20 protein-coding genes are annotated in these 21,730 nt (G+C 70.8%); 11 read left to right on the top strand and 9 right to left on the bottom strand.

What is annotated here, in order from left to right:
* Position 1: 1 nt before the first annotated feature.
* The 5 genes from ABEA24_RS43990 to ABEA24_RS43970 all read right to left on the bottom strand — a co-directional run bounded on the left by ABEA24_RS43990 (position 2) and on the right by ABEA24_RS43970 (position 6,198).
* Entirely contained in the window at positions 2-1,465 is a 1,464-nt protein-coding gene (locus ABEA24_RS43990) for an MFS transporter (protein ID WP_345439978.1), read from the bottom strand.
* An 85-nt stretch (positions 1,466-1,550) separates the two neighbouring features.
* Positions 1,551-2,387, bottom strand: a complete 837-nt coding sequence (locus ABEA24_RS43985; protein WP_345439976.1) for a methyltransferase domain-containing protein — start codon at positions 2,385-2,387, stop codon at positions 1,551-1,553.
* Positions 2,384-4,990: a class III lanthionine synthetase LanKC N-terminal domain-containing protein gene (locus tag ABEA24_RS43980; RefSeq protein WP_345439974.1), complete on the bottom strand. Its 2,607-nt coding sequence runs from the start codon at positions 4,988-4,990 to the stop codon at positions 2,384-2,386. Before ABEA24_RS43980 ends, ABEA24_RS43985 begins: the two co-directional genes overlap by 4 nt.
* A 50-nt stretch (positions 4,991-5,040) precedes the next feature.
* Entirely contained in the window at positions 5,041-5,289 is a 249-nt protein-coding gene (locus ABEA24_RS43975; protein WP_345439972.1) for a hypothetical protein, read from the bottom strand.
* Between the two features lie 219 nt (positions 5,290-5,508).
* Positions 5,509-6,198 (bottom strand): glycoside hydrolase family 12 protein, encoded by a 690-nt coding sequence (locus tag ABEA24_RS43970; protein WP_345439970.1) that lies wholly within the window; start codon positions 6,196-6,198, stop codon positions 5,509-5,511.
* A 425-nt stretch (positions 6,199-6,623) separates the two neighbouring features.
* Between ABEA24_RS43970 and ABEA24_RS43965 the strand changes: the two genes are divergently transcribed.
* The gene (locus tag ABEA24_RS43965; protein ID WP_345439968.1) at positions 6,624-7,361 is read left to right on the top strand and encodes a TetR/AcrR family transcriptional regulator; all 738 of its coding nucleotides are present in this window, start codon (positions 6,624-6,626) and stop codon (positions 7,359-7,361) included.
* Between the two features lie 23 nt (positions 7,362-7,384).
* On the opposite strand, the gene ABEA24_RS43960 is transcribed toward ABEA24_RS43965, so the two are convergent.
* Positions 7,385-8,032, bottom strand: coding sequence for a TetR/AcrR family transcriptional regulator (locus ABEA24_RS43960; protein WP_345439966.1), 648 nt, complete (start codon positions 8,030-8,032; stop codon positions 7,385-7,387).
* Positions 8,033-8,265: 233 nt separating this feature from the next.
* Between ABEA24_RS43960 and ABEA24_RS43955 the strand changes: the two genes are divergently transcribed.
* The 8 genes from ABEA24_RS43955 to ABEA24_RS43920 all read left to right on the top strand — a co-directional run bounded on the left by ABEA24_RS43955 (position 8,266) and on the right by ABEA24_RS43920 (position 18,811).
* On the top strand, positions 8,266-10,014 hold the full coding sequence (locus tag ABEA24_RS43955; RefSeq protein WP_345439964.1) for a Vgb family protein: 1,749 nt from the start codon (positions 8,266-8,268) through the stop codon (positions 10,012-10,014).
* Between the two features lie 130 nt (positions 10,015-10,144).
* Positions 10,145-10,738 (top strand): hypothetical protein, encoded by a 594-nt coding sequence (locus ABEA24_RS43950; RefSeq protein ID WP_345439962.1) that lies wholly within the window; start codon positions 10,145-10,147, stop codon positions 10,736-10,738.
* A gap of 252 nt (positions 10,739-10,990) precedes the next feature.
* A complete protein-coding gene (locus ABEA24_RS43945) occupies positions 10,991-12,886 on the top strand; it encodes a Vgb family protein (RefSeq protein WP_345439960.1) in 1,896 nt (631 codons plus the stop codon).
* Positions 12,887-13,090: 204 nt separating this feature from the next.
* A complete protein-coding gene (locus tag ABEA24_RS43940) occupies positions 13,091-13,567 on the top strand; it encodes a hypothetical protein (RefSeq protein ID WP_345439958.1) in 477 nt (158 codons plus the stop codon).
* Between the two features lie 190 nt (positions 13,568-13,757).
* On the top strand, positions 13,758-16,526 hold the full coding sequence (locus ABEA24_RS43935) for a bifunctional YncE family protein/alkaline phosphatase family protein (RefSeq protein ID WP_345439956.1): 2,769 nt from the start codon (positions 13,758-13,760) through the stop codon (positions 16,524-16,526).
* Between the two features lie 17 nt (positions 16,527-16,543).
* Positions 16,544-17,512: an ABC transporter ATP-binding protein gene (locus ABEA24_RS43930; RefSeq protein WP_345439954.1), complete on the top strand. Its 969-nt coding sequence runs from the start codon at positions 16,544-16,546 to the stop codon at positions 17,510-17,512.
* Complete coding sequence (locus tag ABEA24_RS43925; RefSeq protein ID WP_345439952.1) at positions 17,509-18,366, top strand: ABC transporter permease; 858 nt, start codon at positions 17,509-17,511, stop codon at positions 18,364-18,366. The genes ABEA24_RS43930 and ABEA24_RS43925 overlap by 4 nt, the downstream gene beginning before the upstream one ends.
* A gap of 4 nt (positions 18,367-18,370) precedes the next feature.
* The gene (locus ABEA24_RS43920; RefSeq protein ID WP_345439950.1) at positions 18,371-18,811 is read left to right on the top strand and encodes a hypothetical protein; all 441 of its coding nucleotides are present in this window, start codon (positions 18,371-18,373) and stop codon (positions 18,809-18,811) included.
* A 1-nt stretch (position 18,812) separates the two neighbouring features.
* Here ABEA24_RS43920 and ABEA24_RS43915 read toward each other — a convergent pair whose 3' ends face one another.
* The 3 genes from ABEA24_RS43915 to ABEA24_RS43905 form a co-directional block, all read right to left on the bottom strand.
* A complete protein-coding gene (locus tag ABEA24_RS43915) occupies positions 18,813-19,346 on the bottom strand; it encodes an OmpA family protein (protein WP_345439948.1) in 534 nt (177 codons plus the stop codon).
* Between the two features lie 5 nt (positions 19,347-19,351).
* The gene (locus ABEA24_RS43910; RefSeq protein ID WP_345439946.1) at positions 19,352-19,918 is read right to left on the bottom strand and encodes a hypothetical protein; all 567 of its coding nucleotides are present in this window, start codon (positions 19,916-19,918) and stop codon (positions 19,352-19,354) included.
* A 116-nt stretch (positions 19,919-20,034) separates the two neighbouring features.
* Positions 20,035-20,535 carry a MarR family winged helix-turn-helix transcriptional regulator gene (locus ABEA24_RS43905; protein ID WP_345439944.1) on the bottom strand — a complete coding sequence of 167 codons (501 nt, stop codon included), beginning with the start codon at positions 20,533-20,535 and terminating at the stop codon, positions 20,035-20,037.
* 106 nt (positions 20,536-20,641) lie between these two features.
* Between ABEA24_RS43905 and ABEA24_RS43900 the strand changes: the two genes are divergently transcribed.
* On the top strand, positions 20,642-21,574 hold the full coding sequence (locus ABEA24_RS43900; protein WP_345439942.1) for an EamA family transporter: 933 nt from the start codon (positions 20,642-20,644) through the stop codon (positions 21,572-21,574).
* A complete protein-coding gene (locus tag ABEA24_RS43895; protein ID WP_345439940.1) occupies positions 21,571-21,720 on the top strand; it encodes a hypothetical protein in 150 nt (49 codons plus the stop codon). Before ABEA24_RS43900 ends, ABEA24_RS43895 begins: the two co-directional genes overlap by 4 nt.
* The last annotated feature ends 10 nt before the right edge of the window (positions 21,721-21,730 follow it).

The raw sequence follows: 21,730 nt of genomic DNA, 5'->3' as shown, positions 1-21,730 counted from the left end.
GCTAACCGCCCGTGACGGGGTGGCGGTCCCGGGCCTGGCGGGCGTGCCGCGGATGAGTCTCGCGGCGGCCCATGACCAGGTCGGCGACCGCGGCGCACAGGGCGGCGAGCACGAACGCGAGGACGACGAGCAGCCCGCGCTGGAAGGCCGTCGCCCAGTCGCCGCGTGTGCCGGTCACCGCGGCGAAGAACACCGCGCCCACCGCCGCGATGCCGGCGGAGGTGCCGATCCGCTGGCCGGTCTGGAGGACGCCCGCCGCGCTGCCGCCGCCCTCGGGCGGCACCTCCGACAGGGTGATCGTCTGGTTGGGCGCGATGACCAGGCCGCTGCCGAGCCCGGCGAGGAGGAAGGGCGCGGCGGTGGCCAGGGCCACGTGCCGGCCCGGGTCGGCGTGGACGGCCAGCAGGACGGCCGCCAGCCCGGCGGCGACGACCAGGAGGCCCGCCGCCACCAGCGGCCGGCCGAACCGCGAGACGATCCGGCCGCCGACGGTCGCGGCGACACCCGACCCGACCGCGAACGGCGTGATCGCCAGGCCGGCCATGAGCGCGCTGTAGTGCAGGCCGTTCTGCAGGTAGAGGGTGAAGATGAAGAAGATCGCGGTGAAGCCCGCGAAGTACAGCAGCGCGATCGCCGAGCCGAGGGCGTACGAGCGGCGGCGGAACAGGCTCAGGTCGATCATCGGCTCGCGGTGCCGCCGCTCCCAGCCGAGGAAGATCGCCAGCATGACGGCCGCGACGGGCACCAGCAGCCACTTCGCCCGCCCGTGCCACTGCTGCTCCTGGACGAGGGGGAGCAGCAGCGCCACCACGCCGACGCCGAGGAGCACGACGCCGACCGGGTCCAGGCTCTGCGGGCGGGGTGTCCGGCTCGGCGCGGGCAGCAGCCGCCAGGCGAGCGGCAGCGCGATCAGCCCGACCGGGACGTTGACGTAGAACACCCATCGCCAGCCCTCCTGCGTACCGGCGAGCGCGATCAGCGCGCCGCCGATGATCGGGCCGGCGGCGGTGGCGATGCCGATCGTCGCGCCCAGACTCCCGAACGCCCGGCCCCGCTCCGGTCCGCGGAACATCACCTGGATCAGCCCTGCGATCTGCGGGTTCAGCAGCCCCCCGGCCATACCCTGCACGAGCCGGGCGACGACCAGCCAGACGATGTTCTGGGCGACGCCGGCGGCGACGCTGGCCAGGGTGAAGACCACGAGGCCGGCCATGAAGACCGCCCGCCGGCTGCGCGCGTCACCGAGCCGCCCGGCCGGCACCAGCGTCAGGCCGAACGTCAGGGCGTATCCGCTGAGGATCCACTGCAGCCCGTCCGGCGACGCGTGCAGGCCGGAGCGGATGGACGGCAGCGCGACGTTGACGATGCTGACGTCCAGCAGCGTCATGAACGCCGCGACCAGGCAGATCGCCAGCGCCTTCCAGCGATGACGGAGCGTCTCGTCGGGGATCTGTTCCGTCCGCATGTGGCTGCTGTGCTCCGCACGCAACCGCCCAAACCATCGCATCTGAAACAACAGTCCGACGGGCCCGGTGGCACCCCGCCGAGGGTCAGCCCTTTCGGCGGAGGGTGGCGATGTAGGCGGTCGTCGAGTCCTTGAAATAGGTGGTGTCCGCGAGTTCCCAGCCGGTGCCGGTGGTGAGTTCGGCGAGTTCGCGTGGAGCGAGGCACAGGTAGTGGAACCAGGGCGTCGCCACGTCGCGGTAGCGGATCCGCAGGGTGCGCTGTCCGGCGATGCGGCCTGCCCGCAGGCTCCGTTCGTTGTAGGGCAGTTGCAGTGGGTCGCTCGAATCGGTCGCGTTGTTGCCGTGGCCGACGATGACGGCACCGGGTGCGGCCATCGCGGCCAGAGCCCGAAGGAACCGCGGGCCCCGCTCGCGGCTTTCCAGCAGGCCGAGGTTGGCGCCCAGGAGCAGGAAGCCGTCGTATCGCACCCCGGTCGCGGCGTGTTCGTCGACCGTGGTGCGAAGGACGGACCGTATCCCCTGCTGCCGGCACACGTCGAGCGCGCCAGGGGAGATGTCGATCGCGGTGACGTCGTGGCCTCGGTCGAGCAGGGCGCGTGCGGCTCGTCCTCCGCCGGCGCCGATGTCCAGGACCTTGCCCTTGAGCAGGTCCAATGCTCGGCGTTCCTCGTCCGGCCACTGCTCGACGGGGGCGATCCAGGGCGCGACGGGAAGGGCCTTCACCAGGCCGTCGTCGCGTTCCACGATCTGGACGACCGGCGCGGCGTTCTGCGTCAGAGACGCCTGGTAGGCGTCGCGCAGCATGTCCCCGATCGCGTCACCGATGCGAGGACCGGACCGCTCCGCCCGATCCTCCTGGCGACCTTCGGGCCCCTGGTCTTCCGCGAGACCTTCACGGGTGCGGACCTCTGGAGTGTTCAAGGAGCCTCCAAGGCTGTTCTCGTCGTCATGCCGGGCACGGGAAGGGCCGTTTCGCCGCCCTGCCGGGCGAGCCTGCGGAAGAAGCCCAGGATCCCGGCCAGGCCGGTCGCCAGGGAGGCGGCACCGGCCTCGCCCGGGTCCTTGACGAAGACCGGGTGGTCGGTCGGACCGGCGCTGCGCAGCAGCATCTGCACGGCGACGGCGCGTGCGGCGTCCCAGCGCCGCGGATCATCGTCGAGGACGGCGAGATCGATGAGCGCGTCGCCGATGCCGGCCGCGCCGCAGCACTGATCGAGTACGCCGATCCGGGGCAGGCAGAGCTCCATCGCCGCGCCGGCCTCCCCGGCGAGGCCGGTCAGCGTCGGATTCTCGAGCGCCACGCCCGCGTGGAGCAGCGTGTGCGCGATGCCGGCGAGGCCCCGACACCACGAGAGGGCGAGCGGCGGCGCGGATCCGTCGCGCACACGCCGTACCCAGGAACCCGCGTATTCGGACAACCGCTCGGTGCGCTTGGCGGCCTCGGTGAACAGACGACGGTCGCCGGTGCGCTCGCCGGCACCGAGCAGCAGTTCGATCGCGCCCGCGTCACCGCGCGCCAGCCCCGCGAAAGGGTCGACGGAGGTCGCACCGTACGGCCGGGATCCGTCGGCCATGGAACCGGGTCCGCCGCCGTCCATGACGTACCGCACGCACCGCTGGACGATGGCGCCATGAGCCGGGTCGCCATCGTGATCCGACAGCAGAAGGTGACCGATCCCCACACCGGCGGCCCCGGAGATCAGGTCGAGCCCTTCCGGCTGCCACTCCGCATCCGGGATGTAGGCGGGGAGATGATCGCCGGAGAACTCGACGCCGTGGTCGCGCGCCCGGCTCAGGAAGACGTCGATCCCCGTCCGGCCGTGGAACAACCCCGGCGGCAGGTGAGGCGCGGCGCGCGCGGTGGCCGCCGCGAGATCGCGCAGGCAGTCCGCAACACCCGGCTCGCCCACATGCTCCAGGAGTTCGAGGCCGATACCCGCCATCCCGCGGTGGACCTCGGCGCTGCGCGCCCTCGCGGAGCCGGTCAGGAGTTCGCGCGCCTGGCCGACCAGATCGGCGAGAAGGTTCCCCACGATGTCCGTTGCGAGTTCGGGGGTGACGGTCGGGGGCTCAGGCAGGAACCCGGCCCGTCTCACCTTCTGCTCGCCCGGGGTCCGCGCGGAGATCTCCTCGGTCGCGAGCCGCCGCAGTGCGCGCCGGGCGGCGTCGTCGCCGCCGAACAGGTCCACGATGACGCCGATGATTCCGGCCGGTTCCTCGCCGTATGCGGATCGGATCGCCTGAAGGGCGCGCCGGCGGGGCAGATCGGCGTCGTCTCCCAACGTGACCGGGCGCAGACCCCACGTCGCGAACAGCAGCGTCATGGCGAGGGCGTGCAGGTCATCGGTGTCCCGCGGCGGCTCGCCGCGCCACTGCCGCGTCGGCGCGTAGCCCCTCGTGCCTCCGGAGAGGTACAGACCGTCGAAGCCCGCCACGCCGAAGTCGATGAGGCTGATCCGGTCGCCGTCGATCACCACGTTCCTCGGCGAAAGGTCGCGCATGACGACGCCGCGCGCGTGAAGATCCAGGAGGATCTCGGCGAGTCCGCTGCCGAGCCGTTCGAGGGAACGCCCGTCGCCGGCGCCCTGATCTGACCCGATCGGGTACGGCCCGTCGCGGGCGACGTCTTCGGCGAGGTTGAAGGGGCCGACGTCGGAGGTCACGAGGAACTCGTCCTGCCCGTGCCGGAAGTGATCCAGAAACCGCGGAATCCCGGGGCGATCCTTGAGCGCCTGGAGGACACGGCGTTCGTTGCGCAGGCGTACCCGGATGTCGCCCAAGTCCTCCGTTTCGTCCACCAGGGCGCGGGCCTGTTTGATCACGACGTTCGTCCCGTCGCGCTGATCGATGGCGCGATAGACGTTGCCGCGCGCGGATTCGAAGATTCCCGTGACGACCCGGTAATGGTGGCCCAGAACCATCGGCTCCGTCAGGGCGGCCTCTTCATTCGCACGTCGGCCGGTGAACGGATCGACGGCCCAGGCCGGCTGTTCGTATCGAAGGCCGGCGATCCCCTCGAACGCCTCACCGTCGGGCCCGTCGATCCGGGCGACGAACCGTCCTCGGCCGGAGTCCGCCGGCTTCTGATGCGGGCCGTAGCGGTAATACACGGGTGCGTCCTGGTCCACCCGCCGGTCGCTGAGCACTCGTGGTCCCTGATGGCCACGAAGGAGCTCGGCCAGCTCAAGGCCCAGCTCCCGGACGCGCCGCTGGTCCGGATAGATCGTGAAGGCCTTGCCGACGGTCGCCGGGGAGCTGTGCCCGTCGTTCAGCCTCTGCAGTACCCGGCGTGAGCGCGCGAGCTTGAAGACACACCCCTCGGCGAGCAACCGGGGAAGAAGCCTCTCCACCAGTTCCGCGAAGGTCGCCGACCGGGAGGAGACATGCAGTTTCCAACCGTGCTCGGCCAGCCGGACCCCGTCGGGATTCACCGTCAGCCACGTCGGGCCGACGTGAACTCCATGGCCGGCCCGGACATGCTCCCTGACGATCTTTTCGATGACGTCGGTGTCCCTTTCCTGCATCTCAGCCACCAATGCCATAACGCCAGGGGAGCATGCCGGACCTCTTGTCCTTAGCGGCTCATCGCCCAGGTGCTGTCCCCGGCCATGTCCCAGGTGCTGTCTCCACCGGCCATCGCCCAGGTGCTGTCCCCGGCCATCGCCCAGGTGCTGTCTCCACCGGCCATCGCCCAGGTGCTGTCTCCACCGGCCATGGACCAGGTCGTGTCACCCTGCGGCCGGACGGTGTCGGAGAAGTCGACGGTGGGTTCCATCTCGTCGGCTCCCGCTTCGCGGGGTTCCAGGGTAAGCAGATCGTTCAACGTGCTGCCTCCACATCTGCGCCGGCCGGCGCTTCGGATGATCTTGCTATGTATAACGCGTGACGATCTTCGTATCAACGCTTGACAACGGCCGGGCTCGCGGGCGGGCCTTGAGTGGAGGCGTCGTGGCGGTGGGCCACGCGGCCCGCCGGCCACCAGAGGGGTCACGGGTGAGGGCCGGCCGATCGGGGGCGGGCCCTCACCCGTTTTCCGCGTTCGTCAGCTGGACGACACCGAGTAACTATTGGTCGTGAAATTCAGGCCGCCGCTCGAGGACGTTATCTCGTACCCGAACTGCACGTTTCCGACCGTGATATTGCCGAACCAGCCGGCGCTCTTGATCCAGTTGAGTACGGCGCGGATGTCGACACTGCCGGAGGAGGTATTGCCGGACCGAACGAAGGAGAACACCTGATTCGAGCCGTTGCTGCCTTTGTAGACGCTCCAGGAGTGGCCGCCGACCGAGACGCTGGTCTGGTACGACCCGAGCGGCCCCACGGCGCCGGTCTTGTTCATCCAGAGCATGATCTCGTACGCGTTGTTGTCGGCCCAGATGTCGTAGGCCGACTCGTACGCTCCGGAGCCCGGGACCGTGACGTTGAAGCTGCTCTTGAGGGAGCCGAGCGAGCTCAGCGACCTGTTGATGGACGTCGAGACGTTGGGATAGGACTTTATGCCCCCGGTGTTCGGGTGGTTCGCCCACACGCCCCAGTTGCTGTAGGAGTTGGCCCAGATCGTCTGCGGGCCGGCTCCGCTGCCCCAGACGTCGTTGTAGAGGGTGTAGCCGCCGTTGGACCAGGTGCCCCACTGGTCGGAGGACGACCAGGTCGCCGCCTGGGCGGTCCCGGACCACACGAGGCATAGCAGGGTGAGGACCAATGCGGGCACCGAGAATCGCGCCGCTTTCATTCGATCACCTCTCTGTCGAATAAGCGTCGAAGCGCTTCGACGTCAATTCGACTGTTGCGGGGAAGAGGGAACCGCGGTGCCCCACACGATAGAAGCCGGATTGCGGACACGCAATGGTCGTTTTACAGGCGTGTTATCGCGGTGTTTCGTGGGCTGTGCGGTGGCGACCGGTGTCCCTGGGTGGCGGCCGGGATCGGACGGCGGGCCGATGACGTCACGACCGCCGGAGAGGCGCCGGGACCGCGCGATGGTGCGAGGCCCGGCCATCGGTGGTTCGAAACCACGTGCTGAGGCCGGGTTCGGCCCATGCCTCGTGCGTTCCCGGCATGCGGGAGGTAGCCTTTCGGCTTCGGGTACCGCAAGTAGTGTGAGCCGGACACCAGGTGAGCGCCGGCTTTCCGGCATCGGGAGAAACGCGCGGATTCATGTCGAGGCAGTCCGAACGGCCGGTGACGACCGGTGACGCTCCGGCCCTTCCGGCGGCGACCGGTGCGGAGCCGGCCCTCCCGGGATCCCGATCCGCCCGCGAGCCCGGCCGGGCCATCAAGCCCGGGCGGCACGGGCTGCCGCCGGAGACGGTCGCCGGCATCCAGCGCGACCGGCTCATCGACGCGTTCGTCCAGGTGGTGGCGGAGCACGGCTACGCGCGGACGACCATCGCGAAGATCACCGAAGCCGCCGGGGTGACCAAGAAGACGTTCTACGTCCACTTCACCGAGATGGACGACTGCTTCCTCGCCGCGTACGAGCGTGGGACGGGCATCCTGCTCGACCGGATGACGAACGCCTACCGGGCCGCGCCGTCCTGGCCCGAGGGCATCCGTGCGGGGCTCCGGGTGATGCTCGAGGTCCTGGCCGCCGAGCCGCGGTTCGCCCGGGCCGCCCTGGTCGAGGTGAACGCCGCCGGCCCCCGGCTGCGCAAGGCGCGGATCGAGCACCTCGCGAGCTTCCGGCGGTACTTCACCGATCCCGCCTACGACCTGCCGTCGCTTCCCACGGTCGTCATCGACGCGATCATCGGCGGGATCTATGGAGCGGTCTACGGCGCGGTGGAGGCGGGGGAGGGGGATCGGCTGCCCGCTTTGCTCCCCTCCCTCGTCTACTTCGCGCTGCTGCCGCTCGGCCGCGAAGAGGCGGCGGCCCAGCTCGATCTGGAGCCCTGAGCGGTGCGGCTCGACCGGGAGCCCTAACCGCGGAAGAACATCAACGTGAAATCGGTCAAGGGATCCAGGAGGCCGGGGAGTTCGGCGGTCCGGTCGCTCTCCACGTAGTTGTAAATCATTGTGTAAACGCCGCCGATGACGGCGTCGCGGATGACATCGGGTACCTGGGGAACGTCCGGACCGCTCAAGTACGAGCGGAACTTCGCGAGGAAGGCGAGTCGTGCCCGGTGGACCCGTGGGCCGGCGACGCTGGCCTCGATGAGGCACGTTCGCGCGAAGGCCGGTTCGGCGGCCACCAGCTCCAGCACCACCCGAAGGCCGGCCCTGATCCCGGCAGGCCATGACGGCTCCGCCCGATAGGCGGCCTCCACGCCGGCCAGCAGTACCTCGGTCCCGCGCCGGTACGCGGCCAGAAAGCATTCGTCGAGATCGCGGAAATGCGCGTTAAAGGCGTTCTCGGGGAGGCCGGCCGTGGACTCGACCTGGCCGACCGTGGTCCGTAAATAGCCCTTCTCGGCGACGACGGTGACGAGCGCGTCGATGAGCCGGGCTCGTTGCCCGGCGTCCGTCGCATCGGGCGAGCCCGGTCTCGGCCGGCGTCGAGGAGGGTGGCCGGGTTCGGCCGGTGGCGGGACGGCGTCCGGCCCGGCCCTCGGGGTTCCTTCGCGCATGGGCTGATCTCTCGTCGGTGGGCACCTTAGGTGGCTGTCTATCGCCTGCCGGGGTGGGCGTAAACGGTGAGGGGCCGCCGATCCCGATCCGGCGGCGGCCGGATCCGGCCGTTGTCCCGGCTGTGGTTGACATGAGACACCATACGGTTTCTATTTCAAGCAAGCTCGTTTGTTACCGACAGGTTTCGGGCCCAACGTCGTCCTCGGGGGATGAGTCCCAAGGAGGCGGTGGCATGCGCCATCGTGGATCCAGAGCGGGAGTGTTCCTGCTGGCCGCGCTCGTCGTGGCACTCCCGTACGTCCCGGCCGAGGCCGCCGCGGGCACGGTCACCGAGACCGCGCTGAGTGTTCCGGACAGCACGCCGCTCGGCCTGACGACCGGGCCGAGCGGCAGCGTGTGGGTCGCCGAGCACGCGCAGGGCCTCGGCCGCGTCGACGCCCTCGGCGTCTTGAAGGAGTTCGCCGTCCCGGCGAACTCGCAGCAGAACGTGGCCGTCCCCGAGGGCGCCGCGACCGCCTCGGACGGCACGGTGTGGTTCACCGACGCGTCCACCGCGGTGCCGCGCGTCGGCAAGGTCTCCGCCGCCGGGGCGGTGACGACGTACGAGGTGCCGACCACCGGAGACGTGAGCTTCGCGGGTGGCCAGCTCACCGACATCACCGCAGGTCCGGACGGTGCCATGTGGTTCGCCGGCGGCGCGTCCAGCGCGGTCGGCCGGGTCACCTCGTCCGGCGCGGTCACCGCCTACGCCACCGTCGGCCTGTCGCCGTACGCGATCACGACGGGGCCGGACAAGGCGCTGTGGTTCACCGACACGAACGGCGGATCGATCGGGCGTCTCGACCCGGCCACGGGCGACGTGACGACCTACTCGCCGGACTCCTCCGGGACCGGTAACCCGGCGGCCGGCGGCATCACGGCCGGACCCGACGGCGCCCTCTGGTTCACCGAGCCCGGGGTGGCGAAGATCGGCCGGATCGTGCCCGGCACCGGCGCCATCACCGAGTACGCCGTGCCCACCGCGAACTCCGGGCCCGAGGGCATCACCGCCGGCCCGGACGGCAACGTGTGGTTCACCGAGGCGGCCGCGGGCAACGTCGGCCGGATCGTCCCCTCGACCAAGAAGATCACCGAGTATCCGCTGCCGAGCGCCCTGTCGGCGCCGACGCGGATCATCAAGGGCCCCGGCGGAGCGCTGTGGTTCACCGAGTCGGGAACGGGCAACGTCGGCCGGTTCCTCCCCGCCTCACCGCCCTCGGGCTCGCCGCACGCCGCGGCCCCGCCCATCGTCGACGGGACCAGCCCGCGGATCGCAGCGTCGTTCCAGGGCCGCTGCCCCACCACCGCGATCATCTGCCAGACCCAGCTGACGACGGGCGGCAGCGTGAAGATCGGCAGCTTCAGCCAGACGATGCCCTCCGGCGCGCTGCGCGTCACCGGCTATGTCACCTCGCTCAGCGGCGCTTCGATCGTCCTCCAGCCGCCCCTCACCGGCTCCCAGCTGGAGTCGGTCCCGGTCGAGGTGCCGGGAGGCATCATCGGCACCCTGCCCCTGATCGGCCCGATTCTCGGCATGACGCCCGCGGCGATGCTGCCGTTCAACAAGCTGACGATCACCCAGTCCCTGGCCGGGCCGATCACGGTCGGCTTCGGCCCCGGCGGTCTGCAGGCCACCGCCTCGCTGACCATCCACCTCAACAACACGCTGCTCGGCAGCAACTGCGTCATCGGCCCGATCACCGCGAAGCTGGGACCGACGGACCGGTCCGGCGGCTCGGCGCACGACCCGCAGCTCGGCTGGCAGCCCCTGAACGTCGAGATCAAGGACGACACCCTCGCCGTGCCGAAGGCCGCAGGCTGCGGCCTCGGCGGAATCCTCGACGGCGTCATCAACTCGACCATGGGCCTGCCCTCGACCTCGGGCAACACCCTCGACCTCACCGCGATCCTCAGCGTCGGAGCGGGAGCCCACGCGAACTGACCGGAAGGAGGCCGTGACTCACATCCCCCGCCTGATCCAACTCTCTCTATCGGTACTCCCCGCCACCAACCCCGCCACCCGAGACCGGCGACGCCGGTTCCCGGTCCCCTTTTTACGAGAGGTACAGCGCATGATCCCCAAGACGGCGAAACTCGCCCTGACCATCACCGGGGCGGGCGCCCTGGTCGCGATGATGGGCGGCACCGCCTACGCGGCCGGCGTCAGCCCGGCCAGCACCGCGATCACCGCCACCAGCACCAGCGTGAAGTTCGCCGGTACCCTGTCCGGCCTGTCGTTCTCGGTGACCTGCACCGGCTCGACGATCCAGTTCACCACCCCGGCGTCGGGGTACGGCCCGGTCGCCATCAGCCCGGACCCGACCTTCACCGGCTGCACCGACAACTTCGGCGGCACGGCGACCATCACCGCCAACCACACGAACGGCAGCTGGCAGCTGACCGCCGTGGCGAGCCCGACCCAGGTGAAGATCACCATCCCCACGGCCGGCGTGACCGTCACAACGAGCACGCTGCCCAGCTGCACCGTGACCGCCGCGCCGACCGCTCCGGCGACGATCACGGCCAGCTACAGCAACACGACCGGCAAGGCCACGTTCACCAACGCGAGCGTGCCGTTCTCCGGGACGTCCGCCTGCGGCAGCATCAGCCCGACCGGCACCGCGACCGGCGTCTACAGCACGAGCCCGCTCGTGACGATCACCTGACGTCCGACGGCGACACGAGACGGGCAGGGGCCGCCGTCCGGCGGCCCCTGCCCCCTCTCCGCGAGGGCCGTCCTCGGACACCTTCGTGAGGGCCGTCTTCCGGCGGCCCCTGCCGTTCCGCGTACCGCGACGTGACCGGAACCGGTCGGGCGGTACTGATCGTCTTGACGTGAAACACCCATGGGTTTCTAGTAGCCCATTACCTGCTCTGTCCTGTCGTCCTCGGGGGAAGTCAGTCAAGGAGGCGATGGCATGCGCCATCGTGGTGTGCGCGCGGGGGTCCTCGCGTCGGCGGCCCTGCTCGGCGCGGTCGCCTTGAGCCCCACCTCGCCCGCCGGCGCCGCCGCCGGCGTGACCGAGGTCGGATTGCCCGTACCCGACGTCACCCCGGCGGGCCTGGTCGCGGGCCCGAACGGCAGCGTCTGGTTCGGCGAGAACGCCGGCGGGCTCGGAAAGGTGGACTCGGCCGGAAAGGTCACCGAGTACGCCCTTCCCGCCAACTCGCAGAAGACGCTCGGCGCGGCCGACGCGATGGCCGCCGGGCCGGGCGGGCGGCTCTGGTTCACCGACTCCTCCGTCGACGTCCCGCGGGTCGGGTACGTCGATCCGGCGACCGGGAAGACGACGCTGTTCGAGGTCCCCACGACCACGGACGTCAACTTCGCGGGCGGGAGGCTCACCGACATCGTCGCCGGTCCGGACGGCGCGATGTGGTTCGGCGGCGTCTCGGCGACGGCGATCGGCCGGATCGACGCCTCGGGCACCGTCACCGCGTACGCCACCGCCGGTGCGGCCGTCTACGGCCTCGCGGCCGGGCCCGACGGCGCCATCTGGTACACGGGGACGGACGGCTCGATCGGGCGGCTCGACCCGGCGACCGGCGCGGTCACCGCCTACTACCCGCCGTCCGCGGGCTCGGGCTCGCCGACCCTCGGCGGGATCGTCAAGGGCCCCGACGGAGGCCTCTGGTTCACCGAGCCCGGCGTCGGGAAGATCGGCCGGCTCGACCCGGCCACGGGCAACATCGACGAGTACCCGGTGAACACCGCCGACTCCGCGCCGATGGGCATCACCGTCGGCCCGGACGGCCTGATCTGGTTCACCGAGGCCGCCGCCAGCAACATCGGCAGCGTCGACCCCGGGTCGGGGGCCGTCAGCGAGTACCCGCTTCCGGCCACCCTGTCCACGCCGATGCGGATCACCTCCGGCCCCGGCGGAAGACTGTGGTTCAGCGAGTCGGGCAGAGGTGTCGTCGGCAGCCTCGACCCGGCGTCGCCGCCGACCGGTTCGCCGCACCCGGCCGCCCCGCCGCTCGCCTCGGGCAGCACGCCGCGGGTCGCGGCGAAGTTCCAGAGTCAGTGCCCGCAGAACACCACCTGCCAGACCCAGGTGACCTCCGGCGGCAGCGTGAAGATCGGTAGTTTCGCCCTGGACCTGCCGCCGAACGCCATCCGCGTCACCGGGTACATCACCTCGCTGAGCCCGGGCAGCGTCCTGCACGCACCGGTCATGGGGGAGCAGCTGGTGTCGCAGCCCGTCGAGGTCCCCGGCGGCCTCATCGGGCAGCTGCCGCTGATCGGCCCCATCCTGGGCAAGACCCCGGCGGCGATGCTGCCGTTCAACCGGCTCACCGTCACCCAGTCGCTGGCGGCGCCGATCACCGTCCAGCTCGGCCAGGGCGGCATCCAGGCGACCGCGCAGCTGAACGTCCACCTCAACAACCAACTGCTCGGCTCGAACTGCGTCATCGGTCCGATCACGACGAGCCTGACCCCGACCGTTCTCGTCCCGGGCGGGGCCGGCGACCCGTCGCTCGGCTGGTCGCCGTACCCGATCCAGATCAACAACAAGATCGCGGTGCCCGCCGCCAAGGGATGCGGCCCCGGCTCGATCCTCGACGGCGTCATCAACCTGATGATGGGCCTGCCGGCGGGCTCGGCGAACAACGCGATGAACCTCGTCGGCGTCATGAGCCTGGGCGCCGGCATCAACCCCGCCGACACTCCGGCCCTGCGGTCCACGGCGTCCACGTCGGTGCTGTCCAAGCTCGTCGCCGGCCTCCGGCCGCAGCCGAAGGCCAAGGCGGGCAGCAAGAAGCACGTCAAGGCACCGAAGAAGGTCACCGTCAAGGTGAAGGCCCGGCACTAGGCCGCGTCGATGGGGCGCTGGCCGCCGGCCGGCGCCGCATCGGCCCTTCGCGGCGGACGCCCCGTCTCGGCGGGACCCGTCGGCCGTCCCGTGCCCCCATCGGCGGCTCGGCCCTCGGGACCGCCGGGACGTCCGGGCTCGTCGCGGGCTCGCCGGTCGCAGGCTCTGCGTCGGAAGCACGGAATCGCGCAGCGGGAGGACAGGATGCGAGGACGGCACGGCACCGTGACGCCGGCGCTCGCCGTGACGGTGCTCGCCGTGGCGGTGGCGGGCTGCGGCGGCTCCGGGCACGACGCGACGCCGACGGCCGTTCCCCCGTCCGTCCAGGGAGGCCACGCCGCCACCGGCCCGGGCCGTACGGCGGGGCGTACGCAGGGCACCGGATCCGCTCCGACGATCAACGGGGTCCACCCGGGAGCGGAGCGGAAGTCCGCGGCCGACGGCACGTGGGTCGCCCGGAGCGGTAACACCCGGGTGGCCCTCTACCTCTTCCGTGGCGCGGCGGCGCTGAACGCCCCGTACTTCTGCACCGGGACGGTCGACGCGGCGATGCGCATCGCGCTGACGTGCGCGAACGGTGCTCGTGACCGGACCGCCGGCCGTGCGGCGCTCGGTGCCGGGGCCAGGACACTCACCGTCGCGTGGAACGGCGGAATCGAGGACGTCTTCCGCCGGAAGTAGCCAGCGGATGAACGGCCGGTGACGCGCCGGACATCGAGTGATCGTTTTAAAACCGGATTTAAAGGCCTATTTCGGCCACCATAGTTAAGGTGTTCTGCACCTCACGGGGGAGGCGTGACGGCTGTTACCGGTCTAGATTTCTCCGGCGGATTGGTCTGCCGCCCGGCAGGCCATGCGTCAGGAGGAATCCATGGCCCGAAGGCTCCTGTCAATGCCGGTACTCGGCATTGCCATGGCCCTGGCCACATCCACGGCGGCTTTCGCCGCGGGCGTGACCAGCCAGAACAAACCGCTGGCCGACCACCTGGTCGGACGGCAGGCTGACGGTTCCGTACTCACCCCCGACAACCAATATGTCACCCCCGCAGGCGTAAGCATCGAACAGTCCGGCCGCCCGATGGACCTGGCCGTACGCCCGGACGGCAAGACCGCCGTCGACCTGACCAAATCGGGTGCGGGCCTGTTCACGGTCGTCGATCTGGTCGGCCAGAAGGTCGTGCAGCAGTACACCCCGCCGAAGGGAACCGGGAGCGGCAACGTCGGCGTCGGCGGCCTGCTCTACTCCCAGGACGGCAACACCCTCTACGCCGCCCAGGGCAGCGACGTCCTGAAGTTCGCCGTCGCCGCCGACGGCACGCTGAGCAGCCCGAGCGTCATCAAGCTCCCGGCCGACGCGAACGTTCCGAAGGACGCCACCGGTGCCGCGGCACAGCCCCTGCCGACGGACCTGGCCTGGACCCCGGACGGCAGCCACATCCTGGTCGTGCTCGACGGATGGGACCGGCTCGGCGTACTCGACCCCGCCACGAGTACGCTGACCGCCCAGACGTCCGTCGGCGTCGCGCCCCGGGACGTGGTCGTCGTGGGGAACCACGCCTTCGTCAGCAACGAGGGCGGCCGTAAGCCGGCCGACGGCGACGTCACCAACCTCAGCTACGACTCGCCGGTGGTCGCCGACAAGGTCGACGGCCGGGCGAGCACCGGCACCGTCTCCGAGGTCGACCTCGCCACGAACGAGGTCGTCAAGACGTACCGGCTGGGCCTGGACCCGAGCAGCATGCTGGCGCACGGCACCGAGGTGCTCGTCACCAACTCCAGCGACGACACGGTGTCCGTCATCGACACGGCCGCCCAGCGGGTCACCCAGACGTTCAACGTCAACCCGCTGCCCGGCCAGCCGTTCGGCAGCTCGCCCAACGCGCTGGAGTTCCTCGACCCGTCGCACCTCGTCGTCAGCCTCGGCCGGAACAACGCCCTCGCGGTGTACGAGTACCGCGGCGCGCGCCGGCCGGTCGCCTTCGACGGGCTGATCCCGACGGCCTGGTACCCGGGAACGCTCCACTGGAACGCCACGCTGAACAAGCTCGTCGTCGCGAACCAGGCGGGCGTCGGTGCGCTCGGCAAGGACGGGACCATCAGCGAGGGACCGGGCACGACGCCCGCGACCGGCCGCCAGGTGTACGCCGACGTCGGCACCGTCGGTCTCGTCGACCGGCCGACCCGGGCGCAGATCGCCAAGTACACCGCTCAGGTCTTCCGGAACAACCAGTGGCTCGGCCTGCGGGCCCGGAACCAGAAGGGTTCCCGGCGCACCCGGCCGACTGCTCTCCCGCTCCGCGTCGGCGACCCTTCGAAGATCAAGCACGTGTTCATGATCGTGAAGGAGAACCGGACGTACGACCAGGTCCTCGGCGACGACCCGCGCGGCAACGGCAACCCGGCGTACGCGCAGTTCGGCCAGAAGACCACGCCGAACATCCACGCGCTCGCCCAGCAGTTCCCGCTGATCGACAACCTGTACTCCGACGGCACCAACTCCGCCGTCGGTCACACCTGGCTGGACGCCGGCTTCGTCAACGACTACCTCGAGCGGTCCTACGCCAACTACATCCGCGACTACGGCCAGCCAGACGCGATGGTCTACCCCAAGTCCGGGTTCCTGTGGGACAACGCCCAGGCGCACGGCCTGACCGCGCACGTCTGGGGCGAGTACGCCGAGTTCTGGAACGCCCCGGGCGGAGCGGTCTGCCCCGGCACGTGGGCGGACTGGTACAAGGACTCCCAGATTCTCGAGGGCAAGGCGACGGGCACCCCGCACGTGCCGGTCGGCTACTGCCAGACCACGGCCGACGTGCCCTCGCTCGACAAGGTCCTGTCGCGGGACTTCCCGAACTTCCAGACGAACATCCCCGACCAGTACCGCGCGGACCTGTTCACGCGGGACCTTCAGCAGTACGAGAAGAACGGGAAGCTACCCGCGCTCAACATGCTGTGGGTGATGGACGACCACACCAACGGCCTGAACAAGGGCTACCCGACGCCGTCGGCGATGGTCGCCGACAACGACCTGGCGACGGGCCGCATCATCGACGCGATCTCGCACTCGAAGTACTGGAAGGACAGCGCGGTCTTCGTCGTCGAGGACGACTCCCAGAACGGCATCGACCACGTCGACGGCCACCGCAACGTCACGCTGATCGCCAGCCCGTACGCCAAGCGCGGCGCGGTCGACCACACCTACTACAGCCAGCTCAACGTCGTCCGCACGATCGAGCAGATCCTCGGCCTTCCGCCGATGAACCAGCTCGACATGGCGGCCGAGCCGATGTACGGGGCGTTCACCGACCGGCCCGACTTCACCCCGTACACCGCGCTGCCGAACCAGATCCCGCTCGACACGATGAACGGGACGGCGGCGCAGGCCACGGACCCGATGCAGAAGGCCTGGCTCGCCTGGTCCGAGAAGCAGAACTTCAAGTCCGAGGACCAGCTGGCGTTCGCTCCGTTCAACCGGCTCACGTGGTACGCCACGACCGGCTGGAAGCGGCCGTACCCGGGCGATTCCAAGGTGATGACTCCGGAAGAGGTGCTCAAGAAGTTCCCGCAGACGACGGTGACGGGCGGCGTGGACAATGACATTCCGTCAAGCCGCGCCCAGGTGCCCCACAAGGCGAACTGACAGGTATCGATAAACAGATGGATCAATCCTTCTCACCGGCGATCGAGGCGCTCGGCCTGACCAAGCGCTTCGAGGAGACGGTGGCCGTTGCCGGGGTCGGCCTCGTGGTCGGCCCCGGCCGGGTCCATGGAATGCTCGGGCCCAATGGCGCCGGAAAGACGACGCTGCTCACCATGCTCATGGGCCTGGTACGGCCCGACGCGGGCACCATCCGCATCTTGGGCCGCACCCGGGACGAATTCGGCGCGTGCATGCTCGACGGGGTCGCCGGATTCGTCGAGAGCCCGCGCTTTTACCCCTACCTTTCCGGCCGCCGCAATCTGGCGCTGCTGGCCGAGCTCGACGGCGGCGCCGCCGCGAGCCGGATCGACGAGGCCCTCGACCTCGTCGACCTGCGCGAGCAGGCCGGCGCGAAGGTCGGCGGCTACTCGGTCGGCATGCGCCAGCGGCTCGGCATCGCGGCGGCGCTCCTGCGCGACCCCCGCCTGCTGATCCTCGACGAGCCGGCGAGCGGCCTGGACCCGGCCGGGATGCGCGATATGCGCGCCCTCGTCGCCAGGCTCGCCCACGACGGGACCACCGTGCTGCTGAGCAGCCACGACATGGCCGAGGTCGAGGAGCTCTGCGACAACGTGACGATCATGCGCAGGGGCGGGGTGGTCTTCGACGGGTCGATGGGCACCCTCCGGCAGCGCGCCCCGGACCCGGCGTTCCGGCTCGCGACGAGCGACGACGAGCGGGCGCTGGAGGTCGCCCGCGACGCGCCGGGGATCGCCGCCGCCGTCGCGGGCGACGAACTGCTCGTGCACGCCCAGCGCGACAACCTCGACGGATACGTCATCGCGCTCGGCCGGGCCGACGTCGCCGTACGCCGCCTCGACCTGGAGTCCTCCCCGCTCGAGGCCCTGTTCTTCGCGCTCACCGAGGACGAACCCGAAGAGTCGGCCGAACCGGCCGCAAGCGTCCCCCAGGAGGCGACCCGATGACGGCGGTCGCGGCACCCCCCGAGCCCCGTACGGCCGCGCGCGGTGGATCGTGGGTCGTCTACCGGTGCGAGCTCGCCAAGCTCGTCCGGCAGCTGAAGGTCCAGGCCGCGGCGGTCGTGTGCCTGCTGGCGCCGTTCCTGTTCGTGTCGGCGCTGAACGTCCAGAGCAACACCCCGCAGGACACCCTTTTCGGCCGGTGGGTGCACGACTCCGGCTTCGCGATCCCGCTCGTCGTGCTCGGCTTCGCCGGCCAGTGGGCGCTCCCGGCCCTCACCAGCGTCGTCGCGGGCGACATCTTCTCCTGCGAGGACCGGTACGGCACCTGGAAGACCATCCTGACCAGGTCCCGCAGCCGTTCGCAGATCTTCACCGGAAAGGCGCTCGCCGCCATGACGTACGCGGTGGCGATGACCGTGCTCGTGGCGCTGTCGAGCCTGGCCGCGGGGGTGCTGCTGGTGGGTCGGCAGCCGCTGATCGGGCTGTCCGGCACGCTCCTGCAGCCGGGGCACTGCACGGCCCTGGTGCTGACCGCCTGGGCGACGGTGCTGCCGCCCGTCCTGGCGTTCACCGCCTTCGGGCTGCTGCTGTCGGTCGCGAGCCGGAACAGCGCGGCCGGCATCGGCGGCCCGGTCGTCGTCGGCCTGGCGCTGCAGCTGGCGTCGCTGGTCAACGCCCCGGAGGCCGTCCGGATGCTGCTGCCCACCACGGCGTTCGGGGCCTGGCACGGCCTGTTCACCGAGCCGTCGTTCGCCGGGCCGCTGGCGCAGGGAGTCGTCGTCAGCGCCGTGTACTTCGTCGTCTGCGTCGTCGGCGCGCACGCGCTGCTGCGCCGCCGTGACATCACCGAGGGCTGAGACCATGCGATGGGCAACGAACGCCGCGCTCGCGGCCGTCCTGCTGGCGACCACCGGCTGCGGATCGTCCGGCATCACCCGTGACCGGCTGAACATCGCCGTCGCGCCGACGTTCGCCAACCTCTACGTGCTCCAGCAGTCCCTGCGGGGCCGTACGGTCACGACGGCGTCGATGCACGCGAAGGCGGCCTGCGCCAAGGGCGGGCCGACCACCCCGGACCAGGGCGCGGGCAACGACTGGACCTGCACGGTGACCTGGTTCAACGTCGGACCGGCCGTTCCGGAGACCGCGTCGTACCAGCTGCACGTCCAGACGAACGGCTGTTACTCCGCGGACGGCGACGGCCCGGCGGACCTGAACGGCCAGCAGATGATCGTCGCGGCGGACGGCGCGACCGTGACCAACCCGCTGTGGGAGTTCGACGGCTGCTTCGACACGACCTGACCTACTGCTTGTAGGAGATCTCCACGCGGCGGTTCTTGGCGCGGCCCACGGGGTCGTCCTTGCCGTCCGGCGTCCGGTTCGGAGCGACCGGCCGCGCCTCGCCGTAGCCGACCGCGGTGATCGTCACCTTCACGTGCCGGGCGAGCTCGGCGCGCACGGCCTCGGCCCGTTGCTTCGAGAGCGTGCGGTTGTGCGCGGGGGAGCCGATGGCGTCGGTGAACCCGGCGACGCGCACCGGCCCGTGGATCTGTTTCGCGATCTCGGCGATCCTGCGCCGCGCGACGTCGGTCAGCGTGGCCTTGCCGAAGTCGAACAGGACGTCCGCGTTGATCCGTACGGTGACCTCCCCGCCGGACGTGTCCTTCTCCTCCAGCGGGATCACCGCGTGCCCGAGGTCGATGTCGCGTACGCCGTCCGCCACGGAGATGGACTGGACGGACTGCCGGAGGTTCGCGTCGGGAACGTCGCCGGCGCTCGCCGCGGCGGGCAGGAACAGCGCGAGCGCCGCGCCTGCGAAGAGGGAACCGCGCCGCATCCCGGTCACCGCTCGATCGGCACGTTGTGGAAGGTCGGCCAGTTGCCGATCTGCACGTCGATCCGGTCCACGCCCTTCGGTGGCGCGGCGAACGTGAAGCTCAGCTGGCCCGGCTGGTCGTTGGCGAGGTTCGTCGTGACGTAGTCCGTCTGCAGGTCCTTGCCGGAGCTGTCCTTGACGACCAGGTAGCGCTTGAGGTTCACGGTGTCGATCAGGAAGACGCCGAGCGAGGTGCCGCCGTTGAGGAGGTAGGGCGTCAGCCGCTGGGCGGAGCCGGCGGCGCGCACGTGCGGGGTCATCGAGATCGTGAGATCGGCGAGCCTGCCGTCGACCTTCAGACCGAGGATCGCGAGGTCCACGGTGGCCCCCGCCGCGATCGGAGAGGGGAACGTCGCCTGCGCGATCGGTTTGTCGGCCTTCGCGACCGTCACGCCGCCCTTGGCCGCCGTCGTTCCGGTGCCGCCCTGCGCCTTGGATCCGCCGCTCTCGTCATCCCCGAAGCAGCCGGACAGCCCGGCCATGAGGACCCCGGCGAGGGCGACGGCCGAGGCGCTTCTGCGGATGACTCTCACTGATCCCCCTTGGAAACGTCTCCCGGCCCGGACAGAACGCTCGATCGGCGCGTCACGGCGGCCGGGTGCCGATTTACCGGTTCTTTACCGTAGCGGCCGGGGTTTCCGGACGTGTCCTAATCGATGGAAGTGTCGCCCAGGGACTCGAGCAGGCCGCGGAGCAGATCCGCCAGCCGGTCGCGGTCGTCCGGGGCCAGCGCGCCGAGCAGGCGGACCTCGTTCGCGACGTGGAGGCCGACGACCTCGTCGACCAGCGCCCGGCCGCCGTCGGTCAGCCGGACCCGTACGGACCGCCGGTCCTCCTCGTCCGGAACCCGTTCGACGAGGCCCCGGGCGGAGAGCCGGTCGATCCGATTGGTGATCGCGCCGGAGGTCACCATGGCGGCCCGGTTGAGCGCGCCCGCCGTCAGCTCGTACGGGGGGCCGGACCTGCGGAGGGTGGCCAGGACGTCGAACTCCCAGTGTTCGAGGCCGTGGCCGGAGAAGAACTCCTTGAGCTCCCGGTCCAGGATCCGCGACAGCCGGTTGAGCCGGCCGATGACCCCCATGGGCCACACGTCGACGTCGGGACGCTCGCTCCGCCACTGGTCGAGGATCCGGTCCACCGCATCGGCCATCGGGCACACCTCTCAACGCGAACAATCTCAACGTTCATCTACTTGACGTTGAGCATACCGTCGTGCTGATATTTCAACGTTGAGATTCTTAATAAGGAGTGATCTCATGGTCGCCCTCACGGCCCGGCGCGGCGTCTCCCTGCCGAACGTCCGCGATCTGGCCCTCACCGCGCTCACCCCCCTCACCTGGGGATCGACCTACGCGGTCACCACCGAGTTCCTGCCGCCCGGCCGGCCACTGTTCACCGCGGCGATGCGGGCACTGCCCGCCGGCCTGGTACTGCTCGCCGCCACCCGGGTCCTCCCGCGCGGCGCGTGGCTCTGGCGAGCGGCGGTGCTGGGCCTTCTGAACATCGGCGCGTTCTTTCCCCTGCTCTTCCTGGCCGCCTACCGGCTGCCCGGCGGCATCGCGGCGGTGCTCGGCGCGGTGGGCCCTCTCTTCGCCCTCGGCTTCGCGGCCCTGCTGCTCGCCGAGCGGCCGGCCGCCCGCAGGCTGCTCGCCGCCTTCACGGGGCTGGCCGGGGTGGGCCTCGTCGTCCTGCGCGCCGACGCGCGGCTCGACGTGGTGGGAGTGCTCGCCGGGCTCGCCGGGGCCGCGTCCATGTCCGCGGGCACGGTGCTCACCAAGCGCTGGGGCCGCCCCGAGGGCGTCGGCGCGCTCACCCTCACCGCCTGGCAGCTCACCGCCGGCGGGCTGCTGCTCGTGCCGGTCACCCTCCTCATCGAGGGCCCGCCGCCCGCCCTCGACGGGCGCGCCGTCGGCGGCTACGTCTACCTCGGAGCGGTCGGCACGGCCACGGCGTACTGGCTGTGGTTCCGCGGAATCTCCCGGCTCCCCGCCACCTCCGTGTCGTTCCTCGCTCTGCTCAGCCCGCTGTCCGCGGCCGTCATCGGCTGGGCGGCCCTCGGTCAGGCCCTGACCCCGCTGCAGCTGCTCGGCATGGCCCTCGCCTTCGGCGGCACGCTGGCCGGCCAGACCTCGGCCAGACCGCGCCCGCAGACCGTGACCACCCCCATCACGACGGCACGGAGTTCGTGAGCATGCGCATCACCGGGGACGTCGGCGCCCGCGTGGTGGCCGAGGCGCTGTCCCGGGGCCACGAGGTCAGCGGCCTGGACGGTTCCGGCCGCCACCCGGCCTGCGACGACCGGGCGACTCCGCGCTGTTTGGAACGTTCGCGTTGACGGGGTCGGT

Source organism: Actinoallomurus vinaceus (genome assembly GCF_039542055.1).
Taxonomy (GTDB): domain Bacteria; phylum Actinomycetota; class Actinomycetes; order Streptosporangiales; family Streptosporangiaceae; genus Actinoallomurus; species Actinoallomurus vinaceus.
Note: the sequence above shows the minus strand (reverse complement) of the source record. Positions and strands in the feature narration are given on the sequence as shown.